At 71.5% G+C, this 26,769-nt stretch carries 23 protein-coding genes, 4 tRNA genes, 1 other RNA gene and 1 pseudogene; 11 read left to right on the top strand and 18 right to left on the bottom strand.

What is annotated here, in order from left to right:
• Positions 1-63: 63 nt before the first annotated feature.
• The 7 genes from G3I77_RS13470 to purS all read right to left on the bottom strand — a co-directional run bounded on the left by G3I77_RS13470 (position 64) and on the right by purS (position 6,383).
• Positions 64-837 carry an META domain-containing protein gene (locus tag G3I77_RS13470; RefSeq protein ID WP_248503429.1) on the bottom strand — a complete coding sequence of 258 codons (774 nt, stop codon included), beginning with the start codon at positions 835-837 and terminating at the stop codon, positions 64-66.
• Between the two features lie 71 nt (positions 838-908).
• Positions 909-1,706 (bottom strand): maleylpyruvate isomerase family mycothiol-dependent enzyme, encoded by a 798-nt coding sequence (locus G3I77_RS13465; RefSeq protein WP_248503427.1) that lies wholly within the window; start codon positions 1,704-1,706, stop codon positions 909-911.
• Positions 1,707-1,716: 10 nt separating this feature from the next.
• Positions 1,717-2,550 carry a M23 family metallopeptidase gene (locus G3I77_RS13460; protein WP_248503425.1) on the bottom strand — a complete coding sequence of 278 codons (834 nt, stop codon included), beginning with the start codon at positions 2,548-2,550 and terminating at the stop codon, positions 1,717-1,719.
• A 17-nt stretch (positions 2,551-2,567) separates the two neighbouring features.
• A complete protein-coding gene (locus G3I77_RS13455) occupies positions 2,568-3,068 on the bottom strand; it encodes a winged helix-turn-helix domain-containing protein (RefSeq protein ID WP_248503424.1) in 501 nt (166 codons plus the stop codon).
• Between the two features lie 119 nt (positions 3,069-3,187).
• The gene (gene purL, locus G3I77_RS13450) at positions 3,188-5,446 is read right to left on the bottom strand and encodes a phosphoribosylformylglycinamidine synthase subunit PurL (protein ID WP_248503423.1); all 2,259 of its coding nucleotides are present in this window, start codon (positions 5,444-5,446) and stop codon (positions 3,188-3,190) included.
• Positions 5,443-6,123 carry a phosphoribosylformylglycinamidine synthase subunit PurQ gene (purQ, locus tag G3I77_RS13445; RefSeq protein WP_248503422.1) on the bottom strand — a complete coding sequence of 227 codons (681 nt, stop codon included), beginning with the start codon at positions 6,121-6,123 and terminating at the stop codon, positions 5,443-5,445. The genes purL and purQ overlap by 4 nt, the downstream gene beginning before the upstream one ends.
• Positions 6,120-6,383, bottom strand: a complete 264-nt coding sequence (purS, locus tag G3I77_RS13440; protein WP_031137820.1) for a phosphoribosylformylglycinamidine synthase subunit PurS — start codon at positions 6,381-6,383, stop codon at positions 6,120-6,122. Before purS ends, purQ begins: the two co-directional genes overlap by 4 nt.
• A 267-nt stretch (positions 6,384-6,650) precedes the next feature.
• On the opposite strand from purS, the gene G3I77_RS13435 reads away from it, so the two are divergent.
• From G3I77_RS13435 to G3I77_RS13400, 8 genes are all read left to right on the top strand, one after another.
• Positions 6,651-6,968 (top strand): Lsr2 family protein, encoded by a 318-nt coding sequence (locus G3I77_RS13435; protein ID WP_031109676.1) that lies wholly within the window; start codon positions 6,651-6,653, stop codon positions 6,966-6,968.
• A gap of 134 nt (positions 6,969-7,102) precedes the next feature.
• Positions 7,103-7,174, top strand: a tRNA-Gly gene (locus tag G3I77_RS13430).
• An 81-nt stretch (positions 7,175-7,255) separates the two neighbouring features.
• A tRNA-Gly gene (locus tag G3I77_RS13425) sits at positions 7,256-7,328 on the top strand.
• 131 nt (positions 7,329-7,459) lie between these two features.
• Positions 7,460-8,431, top strand: coding sequence for an ABC transporter ATP-binding protein (locus G3I77_RS13420; protein WP_248503421.1), 972 nt, complete (start codon positions 7,460-7,462; stop codon positions 8,429-8,431).
• Entirely contained in the window at positions 8,428-9,243 is an 816-nt protein-coding gene (locus tag G3I77_RS13415; RefSeq protein ID WP_248503420.1) for an ABC transporter permease, read from the top strand. Before G3I77_RS13420 ends, G3I77_RS13415 begins: the two co-directional genes overlap by 4 nt.
• Positions 9,244-9,265: 22 nt before the next feature.
• A complete protein-coding gene (locus G3I77_RS13410; protein ID WP_248503419.1) occupies positions 9,266-10,549 on the top strand; it encodes a sensor histidine kinase in 1,284 nt (427 codons plus the stop codon).
• Positions 10,546-11,166 (top strand): response regulator transcription factor, encoded by a 621-nt coding sequence (locus G3I77_RS13405; RefSeq protein WP_248503418.1) that lies wholly within the window; start codon positions 10,546-10,548, stop codon positions 11,164-11,166. Before G3I77_RS13410 ends, G3I77_RS13405 begins: the two co-directional genes overlap by 4 nt.
• Positions 11,167-11,188: 22 nt before the next feature.
• Positions 11,189-11,264, top strand: a tRNA-Gly gene (locus G3I77_RS13400).
• 42 nt (positions 11,265-11,306) lie between these two features.
• On the opposite strand, the gene G3I77_RS13395 is transcribed toward G3I77_RS13400, so the two are convergent.
• From G3I77_RS13395 to ffs, 6 genes are all read right to left on the bottom strand, one after another.
• Positions 11,307-12,206, bottom strand: coding sequence for a phosphoribosylaminoimidazolesuccinocarboxamide synthase (locus tag G3I77_RS13395; protein WP_248503416.1), 900 nt, complete (start codon positions 12,204-12,206; stop codon positions 11,307-11,309).
• A gap of 69 nt (positions 12,207-12,275) precedes the next feature.
• On the bottom strand, positions 12,276-13,751 hold the full coding sequence (locus G3I77_RS13390) for a N,N-dimethylformamidase beta subunit family domain-containing protein (protein WP_248503414.1): 1,476 nt from the start codon (positions 13,749-13,751) through the stop codon (positions 12,276-12,278).
• 214 nt (positions 13,752-13,965) lie between these two features.
• Positions 13,966-15,819, bottom strand: a complete 1,854-nt coding sequence (locus G3I77_RS13385) for a hypothetical protein (RefSeq protein WP_248503412.1) — start codon at positions 15,817-15,819, stop codon at positions 13,966-13,968.
• A 315-nt stretch (positions 15,820-16,134) separates the two neighbouring features.
• The gene (gene purD / locus G3I77_RS13380) at positions 16,135-17,385 is read right to left on the bottom strand and encodes a phosphoribosylamine--glycine ligase (protein ID WP_248503411.1); all 1,251 of its coding nucleotides are present in this window, start codon (positions 17,383-17,385) and stop codon (positions 16,135-16,137) included.
• A 128-nt stretch (positions 17,386-17,513) separates the two neighbouring features.
• A complete protein-coding gene (locus G3I77_RS13375; RefSeq protein WP_248503410.1) occupies positions 17,514-19,952 on the bottom strand; it encodes a DNA polymerase III subunit gamma and tau in 2,439 nt (812 codons plus the stop codon).
• Positions 19,953-20,045: 93 nt separating this feature from the next.
• Positions 20,046-20,142: signal recognition particle sRNA small type (gene ffs / locus G3I77_RS13370), an RNA gene on the bottom strand.
• 71 nt (positions 20,143-20,213) lie between these two features.
• Here ffs and G3I77_RS13365 point away from each other — a divergent pair.
• Positions 20,214-20,301, top strand: a tRNA-Ser gene (locus G3I77_RS13365).
• Between the two features lie 5 nt (positions 20,302-20,306).
• On the opposite strand, the gene G3I77_RS13360 is transcribed toward G3I77_RS13365, so the two are convergent.
• Entirely contained in the window at positions 20,307-20,714 is a 408-nt protein-coding gene (locus tag G3I77_RS13360) for an amphi-Trp domain-containing protein (protein WP_248503409.1), read from the bottom strand.
• Here G3I77_RS13360 and G3I77_RS13355 point away from each other — a divergent pair.
• Positions 20,713-21,225: a hypothetical protein gene (locus G3I77_RS13355; protein ID WP_248503408.1), complete on the top strand. Its 513-nt coding sequence runs from the start codon at positions 20,713-20,715 to the stop codon at positions 21,223-21,225. The genes G3I77_RS13360 and G3I77_RS13355 overlap by 2 nt on opposite strands.
• 349 nt (positions 21,226-21,574) lie before the next feature.
• Positions 21,575-21,873 (top strand): annotated as a pseudogene (locus tag G3I77_RS41175) (plasmid mobilization relaxosome protein MobC); the annotation flags it as partial.
• Between the two features lie 86 nt (positions 21,874-21,959).
• Here G3I77_RS41175 and G3I77_RS13345 read toward each other — a convergent pair.
• The 4 genes from G3I77_RS13345 to G3I77_RS13330 are packed head-to-tail and all read right to left on the bottom strand — an operon-like array spanning position 21,960 to position 26,456.
• Positions 21,960-23,060, bottom strand: a complete 1,101-nt coding sequence (locus G3I77_RS13345; protein WP_248503406.1) for a hypothetical protein — start codon at positions 23,058-23,060, stop codon at positions 21,960-21,962.
• A gap of 5 nt (positions 23,061-23,065) precedes the next feature.
• Positions 23,066-24,283, bottom strand: coding sequence for an ABC transporter permease (locus G3I77_RS13340; protein ID WP_248503405.1), 1,218 nt, complete (start codon positions 24,281-24,283; stop codon positions 23,066-23,068).
• Positions 24,280-25,020 (bottom strand): ABC transporter ATP-binding protein, encoded by a 741-nt coding sequence (locus G3I77_RS13335; RefSeq protein WP_248503473.1) that lies wholly within the window; start codon positions 25,018-25,020, stop codon positions 24,280-24,282. The genes G3I77_RS13340 and G3I77_RS13335 overlap by 4 nt, the downstream gene beginning before the upstream one ends.
• Positions 25,021-25,031: 11 nt before the next feature.
• Entirely contained in the window at positions 25,032-26,456 is a 1,425-nt protein-coding gene (locus G3I77_RS13330) for a hypothetical protein (protein ID WP_248503404.1), read from the bottom strand.
• Between the last annotated feature and the right edge of the window lie 313 nt (positions 26,457-26,769).

The following is a 26,769-nucleotide window of genomic DNA, read 5'->3' as shown; positions in this document are numbered from 1 at the left end:
GCCACCGAGTGTAGGCGAGGTCGACCACTGGTCCGAATTGGGGATACCGGACTTTCCGGTGGATCACCGCTCGGCGACAGCTCGCACACTCGTCCCGTTTTCGCTGGTCAGCGTGAGGGTTTGGTGATCGACTCCGTACTTCAGCTTTCCGTCGAAAAGGCGCAGCAGCGTCTTCTCGCCGTCCATGAGTGAGTCTTCGCACATCATTCGGGTCGTGGCCGGAGGGCCGAGGGTGATATGGCCGTCGCGGACCGTGGCCTTGGCGTTCACCTTGTTGCAGCCGAGGCTGCCGGAGACGGTGCCCTTCTTCTCGTCGAAGGTGAGGTGGGCACGGCCGTCGGCCCTCGGGGTCGTGACGGTCCACTTGGTGCCGGCCAGCGGGGCGTCCTCGGCCTTGGTCAGGTGGACGGTGTCGCCCCGGCCCGTGGTGAGGGTGAGGCGGTCGTCGTCCACCGTCGTCTTCAGCTCCTGGTCGGAGAAGGCGCGCGCGAGGGTCTTCTCGAAGGCCATGGGCTTGTTCTCGCAGGCCATCTCGGTGGCCATGGTCTTGCCCAGCCGGACGCGGTCGCCGTCGACGGAGGCCTCGGCGCTGAAGTTGTTGCAGCCGAGGCTGCCCTCGGCCCGGCCCTTGTCGATGGTCACGTGGGCGCCGTCCGGGGCCTTCTGCGTCCGGCCGTCCGCGGTGACGCTGTCCACGTTCCACCGCACACCGGTGACCGGCTTCTCGGCACCGACCGAGCCGCTGCCGCTGTCCGCCTTCTCACTGCCACAGGCCGCCATGAGCGGGACGAGCATGGCGGCGGCCGTCAGAGTCATGCGCTGCTTCTGCCTGTCCATGCCACTTCGACGGAGGACCCGGGGGCATCGGTTCCCCTTACGGCGGCGATTCCTCCTTGCGCCATGAGTATTCACGCCATGAGCGGCAGATGGGCCGACAGATCCGCCCGCTCGCCGCTCGCGCTGACCTTGGCGTCCTGGAGCGCCTGCGCCCAGGCAAGACGCCCGGTCGCCAGCCGGATCCAGGTCAGCGGGTCCGTCTCGACGACGTTGGGCGGGGTGCCCCGGGTGTGCCTCGGCCCCTCCACGCACTGCACCACCGCGTACGGCGGCACCCGCACCTCCGTCGATCCGCCGGGCGCCTTCGCGGCGAGCGCGTCGGCCAGCAGCCGGGTGCAGGCGGCCAGGGCCTGACGGTCGTAGGGGATGTCCAGGCCGGGGACGGCGGCGTTGAGGTCGTCGGTGTGGACGACGAGTTCGACGGTGCGGGTGACGAGGTAGTCGGCCAGCGGCAGGGCGCCGGCGCTGGTGGCGAGCAGCCGGGTGCCGGGGTGGGCGGCGAGGTCGGCGGTGAAGCGCTCCTCGGTGTCCGCGAGGTGGGCGGACGGGTCCGGGTGGGTCCCGGCCGGCTCACGGGCGTACGCGGCGATGTCCGGCGCGTCGGCCGCGATCGCGGAGGGCCAGTCGAGCAGGGTGCCGTCCTGCTTGGCCGGCTCCGGCAGGCCGGTCAGCCGGGAGACCGCTCCGAGACTCATCCCGACGTGTGCCAGCAGGTCCCGGACGGTCCAGTCGCCCAGCCGGGTGGGGAGGGCGAGCTGGTCGGGGGTGAGTCCGGCGGCGGCGGCCCGCACGTTCCCGAACTGGGCGAGCACCGCCGTACGGATCTTGGCGGGGTCGTAGCTGCGGGTGCGTTTCCTGGCCGGTGGCATGGGGGTCAGCCTAGGTCTGGCGGACGGCTGCCGGGGGTGCCTCGAAGATCTCCCCGTTGCGGGGCACACCGATTCCGTCCCAGGTGAAGGGGACGCCCCGGGCCGCGTCCGGGTCCGGGGCGTCCATCAGCTGGAAGTGCAGGTGCGGCTCGGAGGAGTTGCCGGAGTTGCCGCAGCGGGCGAGCTGCTGTCCGGCGTGGACGCGGTCGCCCTCGCGGACGGTGAGGGAGCCGCGCTGGAGGTGGGCGTAGGCGGCGTAGGTGCCGTTGCCGAGGTCGAGGACGAGGTGGTTGCCGAGGATGCGGCTGCTGCCGGCCATCTCGCGCACCGAGCCCTCGATGAGCATGAGGTACAGCAGGCCGGGCAGCGAGTTGCGGCTGAGGTGGTCGCGCTGCCCGTCGGTGGCCCGTACGACTGTGGCGTCGGCGACCGCGAGGATCGGGGCGTCGAACGCCGGGAAGTCCTGGGGGCGGCGGGCGATCGGCCACAGCCGGGCGAAGGCCGGACGGGCCCCCGGCTCGGGCTCGGCGAGGATGTCGATGGCGTACGTCTGCCCGTGGGCGTGGACGCCGTGGCTCGGGGTGCGGTCGGCCGGGCTGTTCAGCGCGGACCAGCGGCCGGTCACGGGCGGGGCGACCTCCAAGGGCTCGCGGGCGACCCGGGGGTCGTCCGGGGCGCCGCCCCACCGGTTGGCGACGGTGACGACGGCGTACGCCAGCACCAGCGGCAGGAGATTCCACAGGACGTTGTGGTCCCAGCCGAAGCAGACATGGGCGGTCACCAGGCCGATGAAGGCCAGTTGAAGGCATCGGGAAGCGACTGTGCCGAGCTTGCGTGCGGACATCCTGTCCCCCTGTTCCTCTATGGGCGGGTCGTCGCCAGCGCCACCAGCAGCGGTACGACCCGCCCCGGCGGCACCTCGTGGCGGCCCCGACCCGTCGTGTGCAGCCAGCCCGTGCCGGTGAGCTGACGCAGGTGGTGGTAGACCTGGCCGGTCGTGCCGACCTCGTCGAGCTCGGCGAGTTCGGCGGCGGTGCGCCGGCCGCCGAGGATCTCGCGGAGCAGGCGGATCCGGACGGGGTGGCCGAGCGCGGCGAAGGACTCGGCCGCCGTCACCCAGTCGTCCTCCAGCAGGTCGTCCGTGAGGGCGGCCATCTGCCACGAGTACACCTCGCCCGTCGGCAGCCGTACGGAGCCCGTGTAGAGCACACCGCCGTCGGCCGCCCCGGCCTCGGACAGCTGCTCCCTCAGCCCGTTCAGCGCCCAGAAGTCGCTGCCGTCGAGGCGGGGGCCGGTGCGCTGGGCGCCTTCCAGGGCCGCCAGGCGGCGCTCCAGGTCGGCGACGCGTTGTTCGAGTTCCACGATTCCGAGATTACGGAACTACGTAATTTCGTGCAAGAGTCGGTGTGCGCGGACCGGTCCGGACACGGCGAAGCCCCCGCCCGGTGAACCGGGCGGGGGCTTCGGGGCGTTCGGCCGGCTCAGGCCAGCAGCGCCGGGATCGTGCTCTCGTGCGTCTCGCGCAGCTCGGCCAGGGAGAGTGCGAACTCGCCCTGGACGTCCACCACGTCGCCGTCGACGACACCGATGCGGGTGACCGGCAGGCCCCGCGCACCGCACATGTCGTTGAAGCGGACCTCCTCCGAGCGCGGCACGGCCACGACCGCGCGGCCCGCCGACTCGGAGAAGAGGAAGGTGAAGGCGTCCAGACCGTCCGGGACGATCAGGCGGGCGCCCTTGCCGCCGAGCAGCGCCGACTCGACGACGGCCTGGATCAGACCGCCGTCGGACAGGTCGTGCGCGGAGTCGATCATGCCGTCGCGGGAGGCCGAGATCAGGATCTCGGCCAGCAGGCGCTCCCGCTCCAGGTCGACCTTCGGGGGCAGACCGCCGAGGTGGTCGTGGACCACCTGGGACCAGGCCGAGCCGCCGAACTCCTCACGCGTGTCGCCGAGGAGGTACAGCAGCTGGCCCTCCTCCTGGAAGGCGACGGGCGTGCGGCGGGCCACGTCGTCGATGACGCCGAGGACCGCGACGACCGGGGTCGGGTGGATGGCCGCCTCGCCCGTCTGGTTGTAGAGCGAGACGTTGCCGCCGGTCACCGGGGTGCCCAGCTGCCGGCAGGCGTCCGCCAGACCGCGCACGGCCTCCGCGAACTGCCACATCACCGCCGGGTCCTCGGGCGAGCCGAAGTTCAGGCAGTCGGAGACGGCGAGCGGCTTGGCGCCGGTGGTGGCGACGTTGCGGTACGCCTCCGCCAGGGCCAGCTGGGCGCCGTGGTACGGGTCGAGCTTGGCATACCGGCCGTTGCCGTCCGTGGCGATGGCCACGCCGAGACCGGTCTCCTCGTCGATCCGGATCATGCCGGAGTCCTCGGGCTGGGCGAGCACGGTGTTGCCCTGCACGAAGTGGTCGTACTGGCTGGTGATCCAGGACTTGGAGGCCTGGTTCGGGGAGCCGACCAGCTTCAGGACCTGGTCCTTCAGCTCCTCGGAGGTCGCCGGCCGCGGCAGCTTGTTCGCGTCGTCGGCCTGGAGCTCGTCCTGCCAGGACGGACGGGCGTACGGGCGCTCGTAGACCGGGCCCTCGTGCGCGACCGTGCGCGGGTCGACGTCGACGATCTTGCCGCCGTGCCAGTAGATCTCCAGGCGGTCGCCGTCGGTCACCTCACCGATGACGGTGGCGATGACGTCCCACTTGTCGCAGATCTCCAGGAAGCGGTCGACCTTCTCCGGCTCGACGACCGCGCACATGCGCTCCTGCGACTCGCTCATGAGGATCTCCTCGGGCGAGAGCGTCGAGTCGCGCAGGGGGACGTCGTCCAGGGTGACGCGCATGCCGCCGGAGCCGTTGGAGGCGAGTTCGGAGGTGGCGCAGGACAGGCCGGCCGCGCCGAGGTCCTGGATGCCGACGACCAGCTTCTCCCGGAAGGCCTCCAGGGTGCACTCGATGAGGAGCTTCTCCTGGAAGGGGTCGCCGACCTGCACGGCCGGGCGCTTGGAGGGCTTGGCGTCGTCGAAGGTCTCGGAGGCCAGGATCGAGGCGCCGCCGATGCCGTCACCGCCGGTGCGGGCCCCGTACAGGATGACCTTGTTGCCCGCGCCGGACGCCTTCGCGAGGTGGATGTCCTCGTGCCGCATGACGCCGATGGCACCGGCGTTGACCAGCGGGTTGCCCTGGTAGCAGGCGTCGAAGACGACCTCGCCGCCGATGTTGGGCAGACCCAGGCAGTTGCCGTAGCCGCCGATGCCCGCGACGACGCCCGGCAGCACGCGCTTGGTGTCGGGGTGGTCGGCCGCGCCGAAGCGGAGGGGATCGACGACGGCGACCGGGCGCGCGCCCATCGCGATGATGTCGCGGACGATGCCGCCGACACCCGTGGCCGCGCCCTGGTAGGGCTCGACGTACGACGGGTGGTTGTGCGACTCGACCTTGAAGGTGACCGCGTAGCCCTGGCCGACGTCGACGACACCGGCGTTCTCGCCGATGCCGACGAGCATCGCGTCGGACTCCGGGGCCTTCTCGCCGAACTGGCGCAGGTGCACCTTGCTGCTCTTGTACGAGCAGTGCTCCGACCACATCACCGAGTACATGGCGAGCTCGGCACCGGTGGGCCGGCGGCCGAGGATCTCGACCACACGCTCGTACTCGTCCTTCTTCAGGCCCAGTTCGGCCCAGGGCAGCTCGACGTCGGGGGTCGCGGCCGCGTGCTCGACCGTGTCCAGAGGCGTCCGGCTCATGCGTTGACCAGCTTCTTGAGGATCGAGGTGAAGAACGGGAGGCCGTCGGTGCGACCGGTGCCGATCAGCGGCTCGACGGCGTGCTCGGGGTGCGGCATGAGGCCGACCACGTTCCCGGCTTCGTTGCTGACGCCGGCGATGTCCCGCTGCGAGCCGTTCGGATTGAAGTCGAGGTACCGGAAGGCGACACGGCCCTCGGCCTCCAGCTTGTCGAGCGTGTACGCGTCGGCGACGTACTGCCCGTCGTTGTTCTTCAGCGGGATGTGGATCTCCTGGCCGGCCGTGTAGTCGGTGGTCCAGGCGGTCCCGGCGTTCTCCACCCGCAGCTTCTGGTCGCGGCAGATGAAGTGCAGGTGGTTGTTGCGGAGCATCGTGCCCGGCAGCAGGTGGGCCTCGGTGAGGATCTGGAAGCCGTTGCAGATGCCGAGCACCGGCAGACCGGCCTTCGCCTGCTCCAGCAGGGGCTCCATCACCGGCGAGAAACGGGCGATGGCCCCGGCGCGCAGATAGTCGCCGTAGGAGAAACCACCGCACAACACCACGGCGTCGACCTGCTTGAGGTCTTTGTCCTTGTGCCACAGCGCGATCGGCTCCGCCCCCGCGACGCGGATCGCGCGCTGTGTGTCACGGTCGTCCAGACTGCCGGGAAAAGTGACGACGCCAATACGAGCGGTCACTTCGCGGCCTCCGCGACTTCCTCGACCCGGATCGTGAAGTCCTCGATCACGGTGTTCGCGAGGAAGGACTCCGCAAGATCATGAATGCGGGCGAGGGCGGCCTCGTCGACCGGCCCGTCAACTTCCAGTTCGAAACGCTTTCCCTGGCGGACGTCCGAGATCCCGTCGAAACCCAGCCGCGGCAGTGCGCGCTGCACCGCCTGGCCCTGGGGGTCGAGGATCTCCGGCTTGAGCATGACGTCGACTACGACGCGTGCCACTGGCACTCCCGGTGTGTGGTGCTGAGCAGGTTCCTTCAGACTACCCGCACAAAATTTCTACGCGCGTTGACTTGTAGGAAACTACGTGACCGTCATCACGATCCGGCATCGACGGTCCCACGCACGAAATTTTCGGGAAAGATTCCGGATCGACACCCGGCACCCATTGCCTTCTGACACGCAGAAGGATTTAGTCGGGCTTCACAATGTATTGCCAGGCACTGTACAAATGAATTGGCAAAGTGCCGCATGAAGGGACCGATATTCGTGGCGCAGAAGGTCGTGGTCACTCTCTTTGACGACATCGACGGCTCGGAAGCGACGGAAACGATCGCCTTCGGACTGGACGGCAAGTCGTACGAGATCGACCTGAGCGAAGTCAACGCCGGAGAACTGCGGAAGGCGCTCGCGCCCTACGTGGAGGCCGGCCGCAAGCGGTCCCGCTCGGGCAAGGCGTACCGGCAGACGGAGGTCGCCCCCGACCCCTCGGCCGTGCGCGCCTGGGCTCAGGCCAACAAGATGGAGGTCCCCGCGCGCGGGCGCATCCCCAAGAAGGTCTACGAGGCGTTCACCGCCGCCCAGTGACGGGCCGTCGAGCCCGGACCGAGGCCCGGTCACCCGCCCCTCGCGGCAACCGACTTGCGCAGCACCCCGGCTGATCAGCTAGAGTCTGGAGCACGCCGAGGGGCGAGGCCGAAAGGCCCAGCTCACGGAAACATGCGGGTGTAGTTCAGTAGTAGAACATCCCCCTTCCAGGGGGAAGGCGCAGTGTGCGATTCCTGTCACCCGCTCTGCATCGCCGTACCGGCCACCCTGGTGGATCAGGTAGGCTGGTGCCCGCACCGATCAGTGATAGCTGGTCGGGAGCGAATGCGGACGTAGCTCAGTTGGTAGAGCGCAACCTTGCCAAGGTTGAGGTCGCGAGTTCGAACCTCGTCGTCCGCTCGGGAAAGAAGGCCCCGGTCCTGATGGACCGGGGCCTTCTTCGTGCCCCCGAGCGTTCGCCTGACATTTGTCATGCCGAGTGATGACAGCGCGCACTGCTTGCGGGCCCGCACGGCCGGGACGCTGGAAGCATGGAAACCAACGGACACGAACACGTGATTGAGGTCACTGACCTGCGGCGTGTGTACGGGGGCGGGTTCGAGGCGGTACGCGGAATCACCTTTTCCGTCCGACGCGGGGAGATCTTCGCGCTGCTCGGCACCAACGGCGCGGGCAAGACATCGACCGTCGAACTTCTGGAGGGACTCGCCGAGCCGGCCGGCGGACGGGTGCGGGTCCTCGGGCACGACCCGTACACCGACCGGGCCGCCGTACGGCCCCGCACCGGCGTGATGCTCCAGGAGGGCGGTTTCCCCTCCGAGCTCACCGTCGCCGAGACCGCACGGATGTGGGCGGGATGCGTGAGCGGGGCGCGGCCGCCGGCGGAGGTACTGGCGCTGGTCGGCCTGGAGGCGAAGGCCGGCACTCGGGTCAAGCAGCTGTCCGGCGGCCAGCGGCGCCGCCTCGACCTGGCGCTCGCCCTGCTCGGCGATCCCGAGGTGCTCTTCCTCGACGAGCCGTCCACCGGGCTGGACGCCGAAGGCCGCCGGGCCACCTGGGAGTTGGTGAGCGCGCTGCGCGACGGCGGGACGACGGTGCTGCTGACCACGCACTACCTGGAAGAGGCCGAGAACCTCGCCGACCGGCTCGCGATCATGCACGAGGGCCGTATCGCCACCACCGGGACCCCGGCCGAGGTGACCGCCGCGGAGCCGTCGCGGATCTCCTTCGAGCTGCCCGACGGCTACTTCGTCGGCGACCTTCCGCCACTCGGCGAGCTGGGCGTGACCGGCCACGAGACCGACGGCCGGACCGTCCGGCTGCGCACCCGTGAACTGCAGCGCACGGCCACCGGACTGCTGATGTGGGCCGCGCAGGCCCGGGTCGAGCTGCGGCGCCTGGACGTGCGCTCGGCCTCCCTGGAGGAGGCGTTCCTCGGGATCGCCAGGAAGGCCTCCGCGGAACAGGCCGGCAAGAGGACGGCGAAGGAGTGCGCGGCATGAGCGCCACCCGCACGACGCCCGGCCCGGCCCCGGCGGCGAAGGGCGCGGTCACGACTCCGCTGAGCCGGATGACGGCTCTCGCCCGTGCCGAAGTGACCCTGCTCGGGCGGACCAAGGGCGCGCTCGTCGCCGCGCTGTTCGCACCGCTGGTGCTGCCGGTCAGCACGTCCCAAACGGCCAAGGGGATGGACCTCGCGGAAGTCGGTCTGGACACCGGCACGCTGGTCCTGCCCGCTGCGGTCGGCTTCTCCTTGCTGTTCGCCGTCTACTCCGTACTCGTCGGCACCTTCGTCGTCCGGCGTGAGGAACTCGTCCTCAAGCGGCTGCGCACCGGTGAGCTGCGGGACGTCGAGATCCTGGCCGGTTCCGCCCTGCCGGCCGTCCTCACCGGGCTCGTGCAGTGCCTGCTGCTGGCGGTGGGCTGCTCGGTCCTGCTGGATCTGCCCGCGCCGCCCGCGCTCCATCTGGCCGTCGTCGGCCTGCTGTTGGGGCTCGTGATGTGCGTCGCGCTGGCCGCCACCACCGCGAGCTTCACCAGGACCGGCGAGAGCGCCCAGGTCACGCCCATGCCGCTGATGCTCGTCTCGATGATGGCCTCCGGCATGTTCTTCCCGCTGGAGCTGCTCCCGGACCGGGTGGCCTCCGTCTGCGAACTGCTGCCGCTGACACCCGTCGTCACCCTCGTGCGCGGCGGCTGGACCGGCGACCTGTCGGCGTACGAGGCGCTGGGCGCCGTCGCGACGGCGGTGGTCTGGATCGTCATCGCGGTGTTTGCTGTACGGCAGCGGTTCCGCTGGGAACCGCGGCGCTGAGCGAACGGGGAGGGGCGGGCTGATGCGCGGGCCGGGCAGGTGGTGGCGGCGGCAGAGCAAGCCGGAGAAGGTCGAGACGTACACCCGGTGGTCGTTCCACCTCTCCGCGGTGATCGAGATCCTCACGGTCGGGCTCCTGGCCGTGGGCTCGCTGGGAGTGTGGCTGGGCACCGGGCTGCTGCTGATGGTGGGCGTGCACGCCGCTGTCTGCTTCGTGACCGTGTCGCGGTCACTGGACTGGACTCGGGGCAGGCGACCCCAGCCCGTCCGGCTGCTGTGGACTCTGGCCGCCGTCACCGGCGCGGTCGGCGTCACCACGATCGGCATCGCGGACCGCGGACCGGACCGCGAGAGCGTGGACGCCGCCGCGGGCGGGGCCTTCGGGGCCGTCGTCGTCATCGGAATCGGCATCATCGCGCTCGGCATACGCCGGCGCAGGCGGGTGTTCGCCGTCGTCGGTGGCTTTGCCGCAGGCTCCTGGCTCGTGGCGTTCACCCGGGGCGCCCCTGCGAGCGAATCGCTCGCCGCGGCGCTGATGGTGCTGATCAGCGGAGGGCTCCTGGCCTTCACAGCTGTCATCTCGGTGTGGCTGCTCAACATCGTCTACGAGCTCGACGAGGCCCGCGAGACCCGGGCCCGGCTCGCCGTCGCCGAGGAGCGGCTGAGGTTCGGGCGGGACCTGCACGACGTCATGGGGCGCAACCTCGCCGTGATCGCCCTCAAGAGCGAGCTGGCCGTGCAGCTGGCCCAGCGGGGGCGGCCGGAGGCCGTGACGCAGATGGTCGAGGTGCAGCGGCTCGCGCAGGAGTCGCAGCGGGAGGTGCGGGAGGTCGTGCGCGGCTACCGGGAGGCCGACCTCGCCTCGGAACTGGCCGGTGCGCAAGGGGTGCTGACGGCGGCCGGCATCGACTGCACGGTCGGCGGGGCGACGGCGGCCGGGCTGCCGGCGGCGGTGCAGTCCGCCCTGGGGTGGGTGGTGCGGGAGGCCGCGACGAACGTCCTGCGGCATGGGGACGCGCGGCGGTGTGCGGTGCGGTTGCGGGTGCTGGAGGGGCGGGTGGTGTTGTCCGTGGAGAACGACGGAGTGAGCGAGGCGGGGCCGGGGTCCGGGGCCGGGCCGTCCGGCTCGGGGCTCGCCGGGCTGCGGGAACGGCTTGCGGAGATCGACGGCACGCTGGAGGCCGGGCCCGCGGGGCGAGGGCTGTTCCGGCTGACGGCGGAGGTCCCGCTGCCGTCGCGGTCCGCCTCCACCGCCGCTGCCCCGGCCGCCGTCGCCGCGCGTTCCGCGAGTGAGTTCACGCCGTGACGGCCGTGGAACCCGTCCGGCTGCTGCTCGCGGACGACGAGCACCTCATCCGGGGTGCGCTCGCCGCGCTGCTGTCGCTGGAGGACGACCTCGTCGTCGTCGCCGAGGCGGCCACCGGGCCCGAGGCGATGGCCATGGCCCGGGCGCACCAGCCCGACGTCGCCGTGCTGGATCTCCAGATGCCCGGGGCCGACGGTGTGAAGGTCGCCACATCCCTGCGGACCGAACTGCCCGGCTGCAAGGTGCTCATCGTCACCAGCCACGGGCGGCCCGGGCATCTGAAGCGGGCGCTGGCGGCCGGGGTGCGGGGGTTCGTGCCGAAGACCGTGAGCGCGCAGCGGCTCGCTGAGCTCATCCGTACGGTGCACGCCGGGAACCGTTACGTCGACCCGGAGTTGGCCGCCGACGCGATCGCCGCCGGGGACTCGCCGCTGACCGCCCGGGAGGCCGAGGTCCTGGAACTCGCCGCCGACGGAGCGCCCGTCGCGGAGATCGCCGAGCGGGCCGCGCTGTCGCAGGGGACCGTGCGGAACTATCTGTCGTCGGCCGTGTCGAAGCTCGGGGCGGAGAACCGGCATGCGGCGGTACGGCTCGCGCGGGAGCGAGGTTGGGTATAGTGGTTCTCGCGCCACGGCGCATGCGAACGTAGCTCAGTTGGTAGAGCGCAACCTTGCCAAGGTTGAGGTCGCGAGTTCGAACCTCGTCGTTCGCTCCATCGAGAAGCCCCCCGGTTCCGGCCGGGGGGCTTCTCCGTGTCCTACGACCAGCTCGTGCCGGTCAGGCGCTCGTACGCCTCCACGTACTTGGCGCGGGTGGCGTCGACGACCTGCTGGGGCAGGGCGGGCGGGGGCTGCTCGCTCCCCCGGTCCCAGCCGGACTCCGGCGAGGTCAGCCAGTCGCGGACGAACTGCTTGTCGTACGACGGCTGCGCGCGGCCCGGCTGCCACTGGTCGGCCGGCCAGAAGCGGGAGGAGTCCGCGGTGAAGACCTCGTCCGCGAGGACCAGGTCGTCGCCCTCGAAGCCGAACTCGAACTTCGTGTCCGCGAGGATGATGCCCCTCTCCCGGGCGATGTCCCGGCCCCGGGAGTAGACGGCGAGGGTCGCCTGGCGCAGCCGGGCCGCGGTGTCCGCGCCGACCTGGCGGGCGACCTCCTCGTAGGAGACGTTCTCGTCGTGCTCGCCGACGGCGGCCTTGGTGGCCGGGGTGAAGATCGGCGCGGGCAGTTCACTGCCGTCGGTCAGGCCCTCCGGCAGGGCGAGGCCGCAGACCGTGCGGGTCTCGTTGTACTCGGCGAGGCCCGAGCCGGTGAGGTAGCCGCGGGCCACGCACTCCACGGGGACCATCTGGAGCGACTTGCAGATCAGCGTGCGACCCGCCCAGTCGGCGGGGGCGCCCGCGGGCAGTTCCGTGCTCAGGACGTGGTTCGGGACCAGGTCGGCGAGCCGGTCGAACCACCACAGGGAGAGCTGCGTGAGGATCCGGCCCTTGTCGGGGATCTCGGTCGGCAGCACCCAGTCGTAGGCGGACATGCGGTCGCTGGCGACCATCACGAGGTCGCCCGCCTCGTTCCGGTACAGCTCGCGCACCTTGCCGGTGTGCAGATGCACCAGACCCGGAACCTGGATCGGCTCGGGCTTTTCGACGAATCCGGACACGGTGCCTCCCCGTGGTTCTGTACAAGTGGCTCGATTCTCCCGTATCCGGGCTTGATCACCGACAGGGGGTCAGTCGCGTTTGCAGATGCGGTCCAGGAGATTGGCGGTGGCCCGCTGGATACGGCTGTCGACGTGGCCGGGGCGGTCCAGGGCCGGGGACCAGGCGAACGTTCCGGATGCGAAGACCCAGGCGCCGGAGGGAGCGCGGTACAGGGACGTCTCCTGATGGCGCCGCGCGCCTTCCTTGTCCGTGTACGGGGAGTGGGCCAGCAGCATGCGCTCCTCGTGCTCGGGCAGCGGGGTGCGCGGGAAGTAGCGGTCGGCCTCGCCCGCCACCAGGTTCTCGATCTCGTCGCCCTCGTGCGCCCCGGTCGCCTCCCACAGCCAGTGCCCGGCGTTGCGCACGATCAGCGGGTGCGGCTCGGGGACGGGCCCGGCGTACTGGATGCCCATGAGCTGCTGCTCCGCCCGGTCGATCTCCCGCCACAGCACCGGCTTGCCCGGGCCCCGGCGCTTGCGGCAGGTCAGCAGCCGGTCGGGGACGCCGGACGGGGAGGGGCCCAGCTCCACCTGCCAGTACATGGAGTTGGCCGAAAGGAAGACCAGCGAGGTGCCGGCGTCGCGGGCCAGCTCCACTGTGCCGCGCATGGCGGCCGACCAGTACTCGTCGTGGCCCGGGAAGACCAGGCCGCGGTAGTGGGTGGGGTCGACGCGGCCCCCGTGCAGGTCACTGGCGTCGGCGTAGGCGACGTCGTAGCCGTAGCGCTCGGCCCAGCGGATGAAGTCGTAGGCGTGGCCGACATGGAGGGGGAGGCCCGCGCCCGCGTACGGGCGGTCGAAGGAGACCGTCGTGGCGGCCTCGGACTCGCCCAGCAGACGGCCCTTCTCGTCCCAGGCGTGGTAGAGGCTGGCGCCGGTGCGGCCGTCCTCGGGGTAGAGGTTGTACGCCTGCCAGGTGACGTCGGGCAGCACGAGCAGCAGGTCGGCCGGCTGGTCGTGGCGGACGGTGAAGGGGACGTGGGAGCGGTAGCCGTCGGCGGTGGTGAGGACCGCGACGTACGCGCCGATGTTCCAGTACGACGGGACCTGGAGCCGCCAGGACAGCCACCAGTGGTGGCAGGAGACCGTACGGTCCGCGGTGAGCGGCGCGGGCTGGACGATGCCGGACAGGCGCGGGCTGGTGGTGATCTTCGCGGCGCCGTCACCGCCGTAGTGGCCGATGCGGTAGATGTCGACGGCGAACTGCTGCGGCGGGTCGACGGTGATGTGGAAGTCGATGGCCTCGCCGGGCGCGACCGCGCCGGTGGAGGTGAAGCCCTTGATCTGACGGTTGACGTCGTCGGCCGCGCGGGGGCCGCCGGATCGGCTGCCCTTCTTCGACGGGTGGGGGGCGTCCTGGTCCACGTACCAGGGCACGACCTGGCCCGAGTCGTCGAAGTACGTCACGTGGCCGCGCAGCCACGGAACGGGGCCCTGCCCGAAGGGATCCGTCACGGCGTGCGCCAGCGCTCCCGACTCCCAGCGGCGGATCTGCTCCGAACCCATGGTTGCTTCCCCTCCCCTTCGCCCCCGTGGTGGTGCCTGCCGGTGTGGTGCGTGCGGTGTTCTGCGGCACCTGCGACGCCTTCGTGCTTATGTGCTTGTCGTATGTCGCAAGCCCTTGCCATGCACGCGAACGGTCCAAGCACATCACATAAAGCGTGCACTTCGTCACTGTTCGTTTCGAATTGGCCAGAACCGGAAGGGGGTGCTCCGGCGGTCAGCCGAGACGGACCGGCTTCTCCGGGCGTATGCCGAGCTGAGAAAGCCAGACCCGCAGGGGCGCGGCGTCGCCGTCCTCGATGAGGGTGAGGACCCTGGGTGCCAGGTCGGCCGTGCGCTCGCCCTCGATCAGGAGGGTCGGGCCGTCCAGCCAGTCCAGACCCGGGGTCGCACCGGCGGTGTCCATCGCGGCGCAGCAGACCATCGCGGTGAGGTGGTCGGCGAGCAGCTCCCTGGCCGTGCGCGGGGGCTGGAGGGGGAAGAGGGGGAGGGCCCGGTCGTCCCAGAGCGCCGCGGGGTCGGGGGTGGGGGGCGGCGAGGCGGGCGACGGGGTCGCCGGGGAGGGGGCGGCCTCCTCACGGGCCAGTTCGGCGCTGAGCCGGGCGGCGAGGGTGGCGCTGGGAGCCGTCGTACCGGAGAGGTCCTCGTCGTCGAGCTGGTCCGGTGCGCCGGTGGTGCCGGTGGTGCCAGTGGGCGCGCCGGGGGCTTCGGGCGGGGCCGTATCCGGTCTGCGGACGGCCGGGTCCACTGCGGGGCCGGTCGCTCCGGCGTCCCCGGCCGTCCATGCGGGGCCCGTGTCCGTGAGGTGGTCGAGGACGCGGGACAGGGTCGGGGCGACGGTGGCGGTGGTGCCGGTGACGGGGCGGACGCCCATCGCGTCCAGGACACGGTGGAGCCGGGCCGCGTCGAGGCGCCACTTGCGGTCCACGACCTCTTCCGGATACGCGCTCCAGTCCACCGGCGACCAGTCGGGGCCCGGCCCGGCGGGGCCGCCGTGGAAGAGGCGGGCGGCGAGCAGGGAGGCGGCCTCGTCGACCGCGCCCGGCTCCTCCAGCAGATCGCAGGCGGGACGCTCGCCGAGCCGGGACGCGAAGCCCTCGGCCAGGCGGTCGCGCCGGGACAGCTCCGTGAGCGCCGCGACCACGCCGGCGTCCAGCCGGGACGGCCAGCGGCCCATCCGCCAGGCGGGCAGCGCCACCCGGGTCAGCAGCCGGTCCCAGCCCGCGTACGCCAGGCCCACCTGCTCCTGGGCGACGATCCGCAGCCCGTAATCCACAGCCTGTGCACGCTCCGCGGCCGCGGCCGCCACGCCCCGCTCCATCTCGGCGGCATGGCCCCGGCAGCTGCGCAGCAGAAGCCGGGCGACCCAGCCGACACCGGCGAGCACCGCCCGCGACACCGGATCGCGGCGGGGCGCCGAGGCCACGGCCACCGCGGCGTCCAGGCCGCGGACGAAGCGCCGGGCGGCGGCTATGTCCGGGTGGGCCGAGGGGCCCGTACCGGCGATGACCGGGGCGAGGACCGCGCGCAGCTCGCCGACCCGCATCCACCACAGGAACGGGGAGCCGATGACGAGGACCGGCGCGACGGGGTGCCGGCGGTGCGCCTGTCTGCCCGCTCCCGCTATGTCGTGGTGCTCCTCGGCCGGGGGCGGAGCGTGGGCCGGGTGTGTGCGGTCCTCCAGCCAGCTGTCGCAGTCCGGGGTGAGCGCTATCGCGGAGGGCGCGGGGACGTCGAGGCGGTCGGCGAGGTCGCGCACCATCCGGTACAGATCGGGGGCCGCCTCCTCGGCGACCGGGACCGTCGGGCTCATGGCGGGCCGGGCCCGGGCGACGACCAGGGCGATCCCGGCCGCGGCCAGCAGCACCAGGACCGCGACCGGCGTCAGGACCCAGCGGGCCGCGTCCCAGACGGGGCCCCCGAGGCGGTCGCCGGCGGCGCCCGCGAGCAGGATCACGGCGACGGCGGCCGGCAGCATGGCGACGGCCAGTGCACGGCTGCGCATGCGCAGCACGGCCAGTGCCCGTGCCCGCGCGGCCTGCGCGCCTGCTTCCACACCCACTCCGGTCACGACCGACCTCACCCCCTCCCCGTTGACCCGACGCTTGCCTTGCTCACTCCCCCACTGTGGCACCCGTCACTGACATCGCAATGCCGGTGGGCCAAGTGCCGGAACGCTTGCGCCGCACCCTAGTTGGGGCTCCGCCCCCCGTCAGCCGGATAGGGCATCGGTCACTCGATGGAATGGCCTTGGGGAGAGGTGGATGACGGACAGCGCGCGTCAGGCCCCGTCCCTCACACACATCAGGCCCCGGATCCTGAGACGGATCCGGGGCCTGTGGGGTTCATCGGCGGCGGGGTGTCTTCCCTGCTCGCGTGGGGCCGGTTACGCGCCTGCCGCCTTCGCGGCGATGTCCGTGCGGTGCTGGGAGCCGTCGAGGCGGATGCGGCCGACGGCCGTGTAGGCGCGGTCGCGGGCCTCGGTGAGGTCCTTGCCGGTGGCCGTCACGGACAGGACGCGGCCGCCCGCGCTGACGACGGCCTCACCCTCCTGCCTCGTGCCGGCGTGCAGCACGTACGCGTGCGGGGCGTCCTGGGCGGCTACCTCGTCGAGCCCGGTGATGGGGTCACCGGTGCGCGGGGTGCCGGGGTAGTTGTGCGAGGCGACGACCACGGTCACGGCCGCGTCGTCGCTCCAGCGCAGCGGCTCCAGGTGCGCGAGGTTGCCGGTGGCGGCGGCCATCAGGAGACCGGCCAGCGGCGTCTTGAGCCGAGCCAGCACGACCTGGGTCTCGGGGTCGCCGAACCGGGCGTTGAACTCGATCACGCGGACACCCCGGGAGGTGATCGCGAGCCCGGCGTAGAGCAGACCGGAGAACGGCGTGCCGCGCCGCTGCATCTCGTCCACCGTCGGCTGCAACACGGTCTGCAGCACCTCGTCGACCAGCTTCGGGTCGGCCCACGGCAGCGGCGAGTACGCGCCCATGCCGCCGGTGTTGGGGCCCTGGTCGCCGTCCAGCGCGCGCTTGAAGTCCTGGGCGGGCTGGAGCGGTACGACGGTCTCGCCGTCGGTCACGGCGAACAGGGAGACCTCGGGGCCGTCGAGGTACTCCTCGATGACCACGCGCTCGCAGCCCGCCGCGTGGGCCCGGGCCGCTTCGAGATCGTCGGTGACGACGACACCCTTGCCGGCGGCGAGCCCGTCGTCCTTCACGACGTACGGGGCGCCGAAGGCGTCGAGGGCCGTGTCGACCTCTTCCGGTGTCGTGCAGACGTACGACCGGGCCGTGGGCACCTCGGCCACCGCCATGACGTCCTTCGCGAAGGCCTTGGAACCCTCCAGCCGGGCGGCCTGGCCGGACGGGCCGAAGACCGGGATGCCCGCGTCGCGCACGGCGTCGGCGACACCGGCGACCAGCGGGGCCTCCGGGCCGACGATCACGAGCTCCGCGCCGAGGCGCGTGGCCAGCGCGGTGACGGCGGCGCCGTCGAGGGCGTCGACCTGGTGCAGCTCGGCGACCTCGGCGATGCCGGCGTTGCCGGGGGCGCAGTGCAGCGCGGTGACATCGGGGTCGTGGGACAGGGAGTGGCACAGGGCGTGTTCGCGGGCGCCGCTGCCGATGACGAGGACCTTCACGGGGGTCAGCCTAACGGGAGACGTCGGGTTCTCTTTGTGCGGGCTTCCGAAGGGAGGGCGGGTCTTGAGCTGGAGGTTCCTCCAAGGGAGGCGCCGCCCTCCTCCGAGCTCCGCATGCGAGACCCGGGCTATTCGTTCGTGAACTCCTCGACCACCGTCGCCCCCAGCTCACGGACGATCAGCTCCTGGCCGGAGAGGGCCGACTCGTCGAGGTCGGGGTCGTCGTCCTCGGGGATGTCCTCCTCGACGGAGACGTGGCGCGGCCGCGGGGCGGACGGCTGGGGGACGGAGGCGGAAGGCGCGGGGGCCGGGGCGCCGGCGGGAGCGGGGCTGCTCGACTGCTGGCCGGGGGCGGCCGGGGGCGCCGCCTGGGACGGGGCGGGGCGCTGGGCCGTAGCCGTACCGCCGCCCGCGTTGTATCCGCCGCCACCGCCGGAGTTGTGGCCGCCACCGCCGGTGTTGTGGCCGCCACCGCCGCCGAAACCGGAGGGGCCGCCCGGCGCCGGAGGTGCGGAGCCGCCCGAGGGGTCGACGATCGCCTCGATCTTCCACTGGACGTTGAACTGCTCGCCCAGCGCCTGCCGCAGCACGTCCTCGCTGCCGCTGCTCAGGAAGTTGTCCCGGGCACCCGCGTTGACGAAGCCGAGCTGGAGGGTGGTGCCGTCGAAGCCGGTCACCTGGGCGTTCTGGCTGAGCAGGATCCAGGTGAAGCGCCGGCGGTTCTTGACCGCGTCCAGGATGTTCGGCCAGAGCATGCGGGGGTCGAGATTGCCGCCGCCCGTGGGAGCGGGGGCGGGGGCCGGGGCGGCCTGGGCCGGAGCCGCGGGCTGGGCCGTCGGTGGCGTGCTCGGGGCGGGGGCGTTTGCCGGCGGGGTGTTCGCCGGTGGGGTGGTCGAGGCGGGCGCGCCCGGGGCGGCCGTGGGCCAGCCGCCGGGGCGACGGCCGCCGCTTCCGGCGGAGGCGGCGGTGGGCCAGGCGCCGGGGGCGGACTGCGTCTGGGGCGGCTGGGCGGGTCCCGTGGGCGTGGCGGCGGCCGGGGCTTCGGCGGGTGCGCCGGGCCCTTCGGGATTGCCGGGTCCGGCCGGGGCGCCGGGAGCGGGGGCCTGCCCCGGGGGCGTGGCCGGTGCCGTCGGCGAGGCGCTCTGGTCCGGGGACGGCTGCTGCGGCGCACCCTGGCCCGCCGCCGGAGGGGCGGAGCCGGCCGCAACCGCCGTATGGCCGCCTGCGCCGCCGTTGCCCGGTGCTCCGGACGCCCGGACCGCCGCACGGGCCGCGGCCGGGCCGCCGCCGGGTGGCACCGGACCGCCGCCACCCGACGCCTGGACCGGAGCGGCGGCCGCTCCCCCATGGCCCTCCGGCCCGGGCGCGTACCCCATGGCGGGCATGCCGGCGGGGCCGGCGGAGTAGTTCACGCCGCGCTCGATCCGGTCGAGGCGGGCCATGACGGAGCGCTCGTCGCCGTAGGCGGCGGGGAGCAGGACGCGGGCGCAGATCAGTTCGAGCTGGAGACGGGGCGAGTTGGCGCCGCGCATCTCGGTCAGGCCCTCGTTGACGAGGTCGGCGGCGCGGCTCAGCTCGGCGGGGCCGAAGGTGCCGGCCTGGGCCTGCATGCGCTCGATCACATCGGCGGGGGCGTCGATCAGCCCCTTCTCCGCCGCGTCCGGGACGGCGGCCAGGATCACCAGGTCGCGCAGCCGCTCCAGCAGGTCGGCGACGAAACGACGCGGATCGTTCCCGCCCTCGATCACGCGGTCGACGACCTCGAAGGCCGCGGCTCCGTCGCCGGTGGCGAAGGCCTCGACGACGGAGTCGAGGAGCGAGCCGTCGGTGTACCCCAGCAGGGCGGTGGCCATGGCGTATGTCACACCGTCCGCGGCGGCGCCGGCGAGGAGCTGGTCCATGACGGACATGGAGTCACGCACGGACCCGCCGCCCGCCCGCACGACGAGCGGGAGCACGCCGTCCGCGACGGGGATGGTCTCCTTCTGACAGACCTGGCCGAGGTACTCCCGGAGCGTGCCGGGGGGCACGAGCCGGAAGGGGTAGTGGTGGGTCCGCGACCGGATCGTGCCGATGACCTTCTCGGGCTCGGTGGTCGCGAAGATGAACTTGAGATGCTCCGGCGGCTCCTCGACGACCTTCAGCAGCGCGTTGAAACCGGCCGACGTGACCATGTGGGCCTCGTCGATGATGTAGATCTTGTACCGGCTCCGGGCGGGCCCGAAGAAGGCCTTTTCGCGCAGGTCACGGGCATCGTCCACACCACCGTGGGAAGCGGCATCGATCTCGATGACATCGATGGAGCCGGGGCCGTTGCGCGCGAGGTCCTGACAGGACTGGCACTCGCCGCAGGGCGTGGGTGTGGGCCCCTGCTCGCAGTTCAGGCAGCGCGCCAGGATGCGTGCGCTGGTCGTCTTGCCACAGCCGCGCGGCCCGCTGAACAGGTACGCGTGGTTGACCCGGTTGTTCCGCAGCGCCTGCTGCAGCGGGTCGGTGACATGCTCCTGCCCGATGACCTCGGCGAAGGTCTCCGGGCGGTAGCGGCGGTACAGAGCGAGAGACGACACGCATACGAGGTTATAGGCGCCCAGTGACATCGGGACCCGGCCCGGCCCCGGCCAGGAGATCCACTCCGGCCCCCGGGGGCCCCGGCCCCGGAACGCAGACGCCCCCCACGCACCCGCCAGAGCCGACCTACCCTTGCTGCCTTCCGGCCCTGGGGGAGTTCAGTCAGATAGCGCCGCGTGAGGGGCTGCGCCAAGGCTACCTGATGTCGGGGGCGGGAACGAGTTCGCGAGCACTCCTCAACGTCTTGTATTGTTTGCGGCGGAGGATTCGCCTAGAGGCCTAGGGCGCACGCTTGGAAAGCGTGTTGGGGGCAACCCCTCACGAGTTCGAATCTCGTATCCTCCGCCAGTGCCTCACCGGGCACGATGTCGAAGGGCCCCACCGCTTGCGGTGGGGCCCTTCGACGTTTTCTCCCTCCCGGCCCTTGCGTCCGCTCGCGGCGTTTTCGTGGCGCACCGTTTCGCGCCCCTGCTTCGATCCGCCGGGGTGGGCGCCATCTTCCCCGGGGTTTCCTCCGCGCGGGCGTCCGCGCGCGGTGGCGTCGCGCGCGCCGGGGCGGTCGGCCACTTCAGTTCGATCTCCAGCTCGATCTCCCCCTCACCGATCTCGACCTCCATCTCGCTGTGAAGGTCGTCGAGGATCCGCAGGCCCTGCGTTCCGGGGTCGAGATCCAGCTCGGCGTCCCCTCCTTCTCTCAGCGCGTCCGCGAGCGCCGAGAGATGGTCAGCGGCCTCCTGGCGTGACAGCGAGCGCTTTTGCATGCCGTCCGCGACGGCCCGGCAGCAGCAGACCGACGGAACCCTGCCAACGGATCCGTACCAGCAGCGGAAGCGGCTTGAGCGGCACGACCTGCCTCAGCCCCAGCAGGCCGGGGTCCCGCAGCCCGGCGAAGCAACCGCTCCGGGCGCCCTGGAGTCCGGAAGCGTCGATCCGGACAGCGGCACGGGAACCGTGACGCCGACCGGCTCCCCGCACAGCAAGTCCGAGGACGAGCCCGACGGTGCAGGCCAGGGGCAGGACGAGAGTTCCGGACCACGCACCCAGAGCCAGGGCGGACGCCCACCCATGGCGTCCCTGGAGCGGTTGGCCGAGATGGTCGCCGCAGCCCACCCTGACCCGGACGCAATCACTCGCGACAGCGCCCGCAAGGCCCTGGCCGAATCCGGGCTCGGCGCCGGAACGATCCGCCTGACCGAGGCCATCACCCTGGTCCGCCGCGCCGCCCAGGCCCGCGAGCACCCCGACCAGCGCCCCCTCGCCGACCGAACCTGAACCCATCCGGACACCCATAGCCCACCCGATCCGGTAGGCCGGCGCGGCTGCCGACACCCCGGCAGCCGCGCCACCAGCAGCCCCCTATCCAAGAACCGCAGCACCGCCAAACCGCTGGGCGCCCGGACCATCCCACCCGTACGCCCCGGACAGCGCAGGGGTGCCCACAGCCCCGCGCGCCCCGACAGGAGACAACGCAGTGAGGAAGAGGTCGCACCTCGACGACAACAAAACCGAAGGTCCGGATCAGCCATCGAAGTCCGTTGACCTGAAGGCCCTTTGGCGCCGGGCATTTGGTAAAGGGGCTCCTGGCCGAGCCAGTAGTACCCCGAGCCCGACTCAAGGCCGGATTCGGGGGGTCTCCGCCCCAGGGGTGGCGGAGACGGCCCAGCGCCAGGGGGCGCCGGACCGGGAGGCCGGAGGCGGGGGCGTACCGCCCCGGACACGCTCCACACCGTCCAGCGCGAGACCCTGCGCCCTGATCGTGCCGCCGAGACTGCCGTCGGCGAGCCCGCCGTGAAGAGCACACAGCCCACGATCCGCCGCTTCACCGGCAGCAAGCGCACCGTCCGCGTCGGCCCGCTGCGCTTCACCGGTGACGAGCACGCAGGTCTCCAAGAGGCTGCCGCCGAGCATGGCTACAAAGGCTCGTGTTTTCCGTTGTGCTGTGCCCTGGGTGTGCCCGCTGGGGCACACCTTCAGCGTGAGTGATCAGTCCGTGATCACGACCGGCGTCAGGAGTCCAGCAGGGTTCCCGGCAGGTCGAACTGCTTGGTCTCGCCGGTGGTGAGGTTTACCCGGGTCACTGTGTTCTCGGCGTAGACGAGCCAGTCGGTCGAGGTAGGGGTGATGTTCAGGGATGCAGCGAGATCTTTGACTCGGGCGCGATGCAGTTCCTTGCCGTTGGTGGCATCGACCTCGACCAGTTCGGTGTCGTTGCCCGTGGCCGCCGCGACCACGATGGAGGAGTCCGTCGCCGCCACGGCATCGACCCGGCCGCCGTCCACCATGACCACCGTCTCGGCGGCGGTGCGCTTGAGGGAGACCTTGAGGTCGCCGGACTTCACCGAGGCCGGGGAGCCGACGATGATCGGGTGACCGGAGGGGCACGCGAGGTCCTTGACATCCAGGTCACTCGGCACTGCTACGGGCGTGACCTTGCCGTCGGTCAGGTTTGCAACAGAGATGCTGGTGCCGTCGCCGGAGCCTCCATCCTCCGAGCTGCCCAGGCAGACGGTGTCCGAGGTCGGGTCGGAGGCTGCGAAGTCGATGGTGCCGGGGACCTTCAGTTCGCGCTTGGTGGTCCACTGGGCCGGGTCCTTCACCAGCACGCTGGACGCGGCGGTCCCGCTCGCCGACTTGGTGTCGGTCAGCCCGGCCACCTCGGCGACCAGGGTCTTCCCGGGCAGGATCCGGCGGAGCCGCTCGTCGCCCGTCATGCCGTCCAGGGTGTGGTCCTTGCGGTTGATCTCGTACCGCCGGTCCGGCTTGCCACCCGTGCGGGGGACGCTCAACAGCCATCGTCCGTCGGCGAGTTCGACGATGTGCGGGCTTATCGCATCATCGTCGTCAGCCTGCTGGGGCACGACAGCCAGGCTTTCCGCCCGACTCTTGTCCGGGTTGATCCCGACGACCGTCACCAAGCCGTTGACCTTGGCGAGCGCGAAGGTGCTGGAGCCCTTCCAGTCGTTGCCCAGATCCACTCCGCCCGGACCGGAACAGGCTGTCATCAGCGCGAAGGCAGAGCTGATCGCCGTCAGGAGGAGGGTGGTGCGTGCCGGACTGGCCAGCCATGTGCGGTGCTCGAAGTGCTTGCTCGTCTTGGGGTATGGCATGGGGGTTACCAGTCCTTCATCGCATCTGTGGGGGACATCCTCGCCGCTCTGCGCGCCGGGACCAGCGAACCCATCGCCACCACCAGCACCGTCAGGCCGAGAAGCAGAAGCAGGGTGCCCGCCGGCGGCAGCAGCACCCAGCCCTTGACATACGGCGCCAGGTCCGCGCTGCCCCGCAGCAGGGCGGCAGCACCGCTGCCGAGTACCGCGCCGAGCACGGTGCCGATCAACGCGGCCACGGCACCGACCAGCGCCATCTCCGTGACCAGCATCGTCAGAACCGACCTGGTGCGGAAACCGACCGCCTTGAGGATGCCGATCTCCTGGGCACGTTGCCTCGACAGCGCGCCGGTCACGGTGACCGCGCCGACGAACGCGAGCACGCCGAGTACCCCGAGCAGCACCTGGCCGACCACCTTGATCATCTCCAGCACGGCGGGCAGCGCGTTGAGCTGCTGCTGGAGGGTGACCGCCGGATAGCCCAGCTGCTGCACCGACTTCGTCACGTCTGGCACGTCCGCGGCCGTCTTCGCGACCACGGTCAGCTGGTCGTAGCCGATGGTGGAGAGGTAGCTGTCCTCCGGTTCCCCGGACCGCTGCGCCGCCCACTTGATCACGGTGGCGTCGGCGGCGTACGCGGCGTCCGGGTTGTCCAGCTGCCAGGTCGGGTCGTACACGCCGACGAGGCGAGCGTGGCTGCTGACTCCGGTGCCCTCGCCCTGCCGTACGTAGCGGGTGGTCTCAATGTCGATCTCCTGGCCCACCAGCTTGCTCAGGTCCACACCCTGAGAGGCGGCCGGGGCCACGATCTCGCCGGGGCGCAGTGGGAAGAGGTCCTTCCGCACCGATTTGGTGACCGGCGGGGTCAGCGCCGGCCGGTGGGCCGTCGCGTACAGCAGGACAGTGTCGCCCGCCTTGGTCAGCACGCCGAACGAGACCTGCGCCCGGTGCTGCACCGACTCGACGTGCGGCAGTTTCGCGAGCCGGGCGGCGGTACGGTCCGTCAGCTGCGGGGTGTCGGGGCGACCGTCGGGCTTGTCGACGGTGACGCTGCGGTTGGCGCTGCTCTCCTTGACATCCGCGTCGGTGGCGCCCTGCGCCCGGTCGGCGATGCCCAGCGCGCCGAGACAGACCGCGGCGGCGACCGAGACCAGCGCCACCAGGCCGAACAACCGACGGCGCAGGGTGCGGACGTTGGCCAGCGCCAGACTGAAGATGTTCATTCCGCGCTCTCCGTCTCCACCCGCTCGGCTGCGTTCTCCGCCGGCACACCCTCGGCCGGGGACGTGAACGCGCCCTTGTCCAGGCGGTGCACCACGTCCGCCGCATCCGACACCGCCGGGTTGTGCGTCACGAGGAGCACCGCTCGGCCCTCGTCCGCCAGCTCCCGGAAGAGTCCGAGAAGTACTTCCTCGCTCTCCGTGTCGAGGTTCCCGGTCGGCTCGTCGGCCAGCACCACGGGAGGGTCGTTGACCAACGCTCGCGCCAGTGCCACCCGCTGCTGCTCGCCGCCCGACAGTTCACTGGGCAGATGGTCGGCGCGCTCCGCGAGACCGACCCGTCCCAGCAGCGCGCGGGCGCGTGCCTCGCCCTCTCCACGGCGGCCGAGGAACGGCAGGACGACGTTGCGCAGCGCCGAGTGCTGTGGCAGGAGGTTGTACGACTGGAACACGAACCCGAGGCTGCTGCGGCGCAGATCCGCCAGCGCCCCGTCCGACAGTTCCGACGTGTCGACGGGCCCCGTGCTGCCAGTGCCCTCGACGAACACCCGGCCGCTGTCCGGTGGGGTCAGCAGCCCGAGGATGTGCAGGAGCGTGGTCTTCCCGGAGCCCGAGTGGCCGACCAGCGCGGTGACCTCGCCTCCTCTCACGGCGAGGTCGACGCCGCGAAGGACGTCGACTCTCCTTCCCCGCAGGGTGTAGGACTTGCCCACACCCTCGGCGCGCAGCAATGCGCTCACCGAACTCTCGCTCACTTTCTGTCTTTCGGGGTCCCGGGGGGCAACCATCCCATGGCGCCGTGCAGTTGCCGATCCAGCGTCCACACGCCCCAGGTGGTCTTCAGGTCGCAGGCGTCTTCGCCGCCGCCGACCTGGTACAGGTCGGGCAGCCTGGGGCACCCCTTGTACGGCGTGACGCCGCGCCCGAGGGCTTCTCGCAGCGCCGCGTCCAGTGCGCCATCGAGCAGCGCATAGGCCCGTACGACCAGCGTGTAGTCGTAGACGGAGGTGAACCGGTCCGGGTTCCGGGCCCACGGCCTCAGGGCGTCAGCGGTAATCCAGGACGGGACGCGGTCGGGGTGGCCACTGTCGGCGAGCCCCACGGTGACCGTGGCTGCCGCGACCACCCGGTCCGGGGTGTCCAGGGTCCAGGTATCGATGGTCGGGGTGCTGGTCGGGACGTCGGCGTCGGCGCAGTTGAGGGTGGTGCGTTGCCACTGGGTGGCGTTGTGCTCGGTCACGGTGGTGGGCAGCACCTGCGGGTTGGCGCACAGCTGCTTCGCCTGTTCGCTCGTGTCGCCCCCTGCAGTGACCTTGCGGAGGGCGGCTCGGTTCAGCCGCTCGGCGCCCTCCTGGCTGACGTCGCCGGACTTCTCCTCGCGCCCCAGGGCCGCCAGCAGCCCGGGGTCCTTGCGTGACCAGCCCGCCAGCGTCCGCAGCCGTTGCACGAAGAGGGAGGCGTCCGGGTTGCCGATGTAGGCGTCGGGGTCGCGGACCGTCCCGTCATCGAGCCGTTCGCCATCCAGTCGCTTCAGCACCGGCGCGAACACGGACTTCGGCGAACCGGCCGCCTTCAGCACGTGGACCAGCTCGTAGAGCTGCTCATAGGGGAGCGTCGCCGCGCCGTCCCGGAGTACCGGTTCCCAAACCTCGCGGTTGACGGCAGGCTGCTTCCCCGCCGCCTCCTGGATCAGCACATAACTGTAGGTGTCGGCGAGCCAGGTCGCCCTGTCGTCGGGCGTGAGGTCCGCGAAATCGTCCGTGCGCGGTGCCGCGATCCGGGTGAGGGTGGCGGGAACGGGCTCCTTCAGCATCTGGAGCGAGCGGGCCAGGGCGCTGCTCTGATCGAGCGCGCGGGGCTTGTCGGCCAGCGATCGCAGCCAGGCCACGGTGGCGGCTCGGTCAGCCGCCGGGAGGTCGTCCAGGCGTCCGAGTGCGTCGAGTACTTCGACGGCGGCCCAGGTGGCGCCGAGGCGCGCCGCGTCACCGTCGTCGCCGAGGGCGGAGTCGACGTACCAGCCGCCTTTGTTCCGGGCCTTGCTCACGTCCGCCGCGTCGCCGGTGCCCAGCGCTTCGTCGGCACCGGCCCGCCACAGCGGGATCAGCCAGTTACGGCCCCAGAGCGAGGAGGTCTCCAGCGCTCCCCTGCGAAACGACCTGACCTGGGCCGAGGCCATACTGGTCTTCGGGGCCCGGCCCAATTCGTAAAGCGTCCGCAACGCGAAGGAATGCGCCTGGGGACCTGCTGGCTGCTGCCGCAGAAAGGGGTGGTAATAGTAGCCGTTCTGATTACTGACCAGAAGGTCGAATTGCCGAGCAGCGGCGGAGTCACGCCCCCCGGACTCTTCGGACGTGGATATGCACGACGTCAAGAGGGCAGCACACATGGCTGCCCAGACGAACTGGGACGCCAGCTTTCTGCCGCGCGTCGCCGCACCGAATTTCACCGAACGCCCCCGTGCGTTGTTCTTCAGCTCACGAAAAGTGTCA

The sequence above is a fragment of the Streptomyces sp. D2-8 genome (assembly GCF_023184515.1).
Classification (GTDB): Bacteria; Actinomycetota; Actinomycetes; order Streptomycetales; family Streptomycetaceae; genus Streptomyces.
This window is presented reverse-complemented; position numbering and strand designations above follow the sequence as displayed.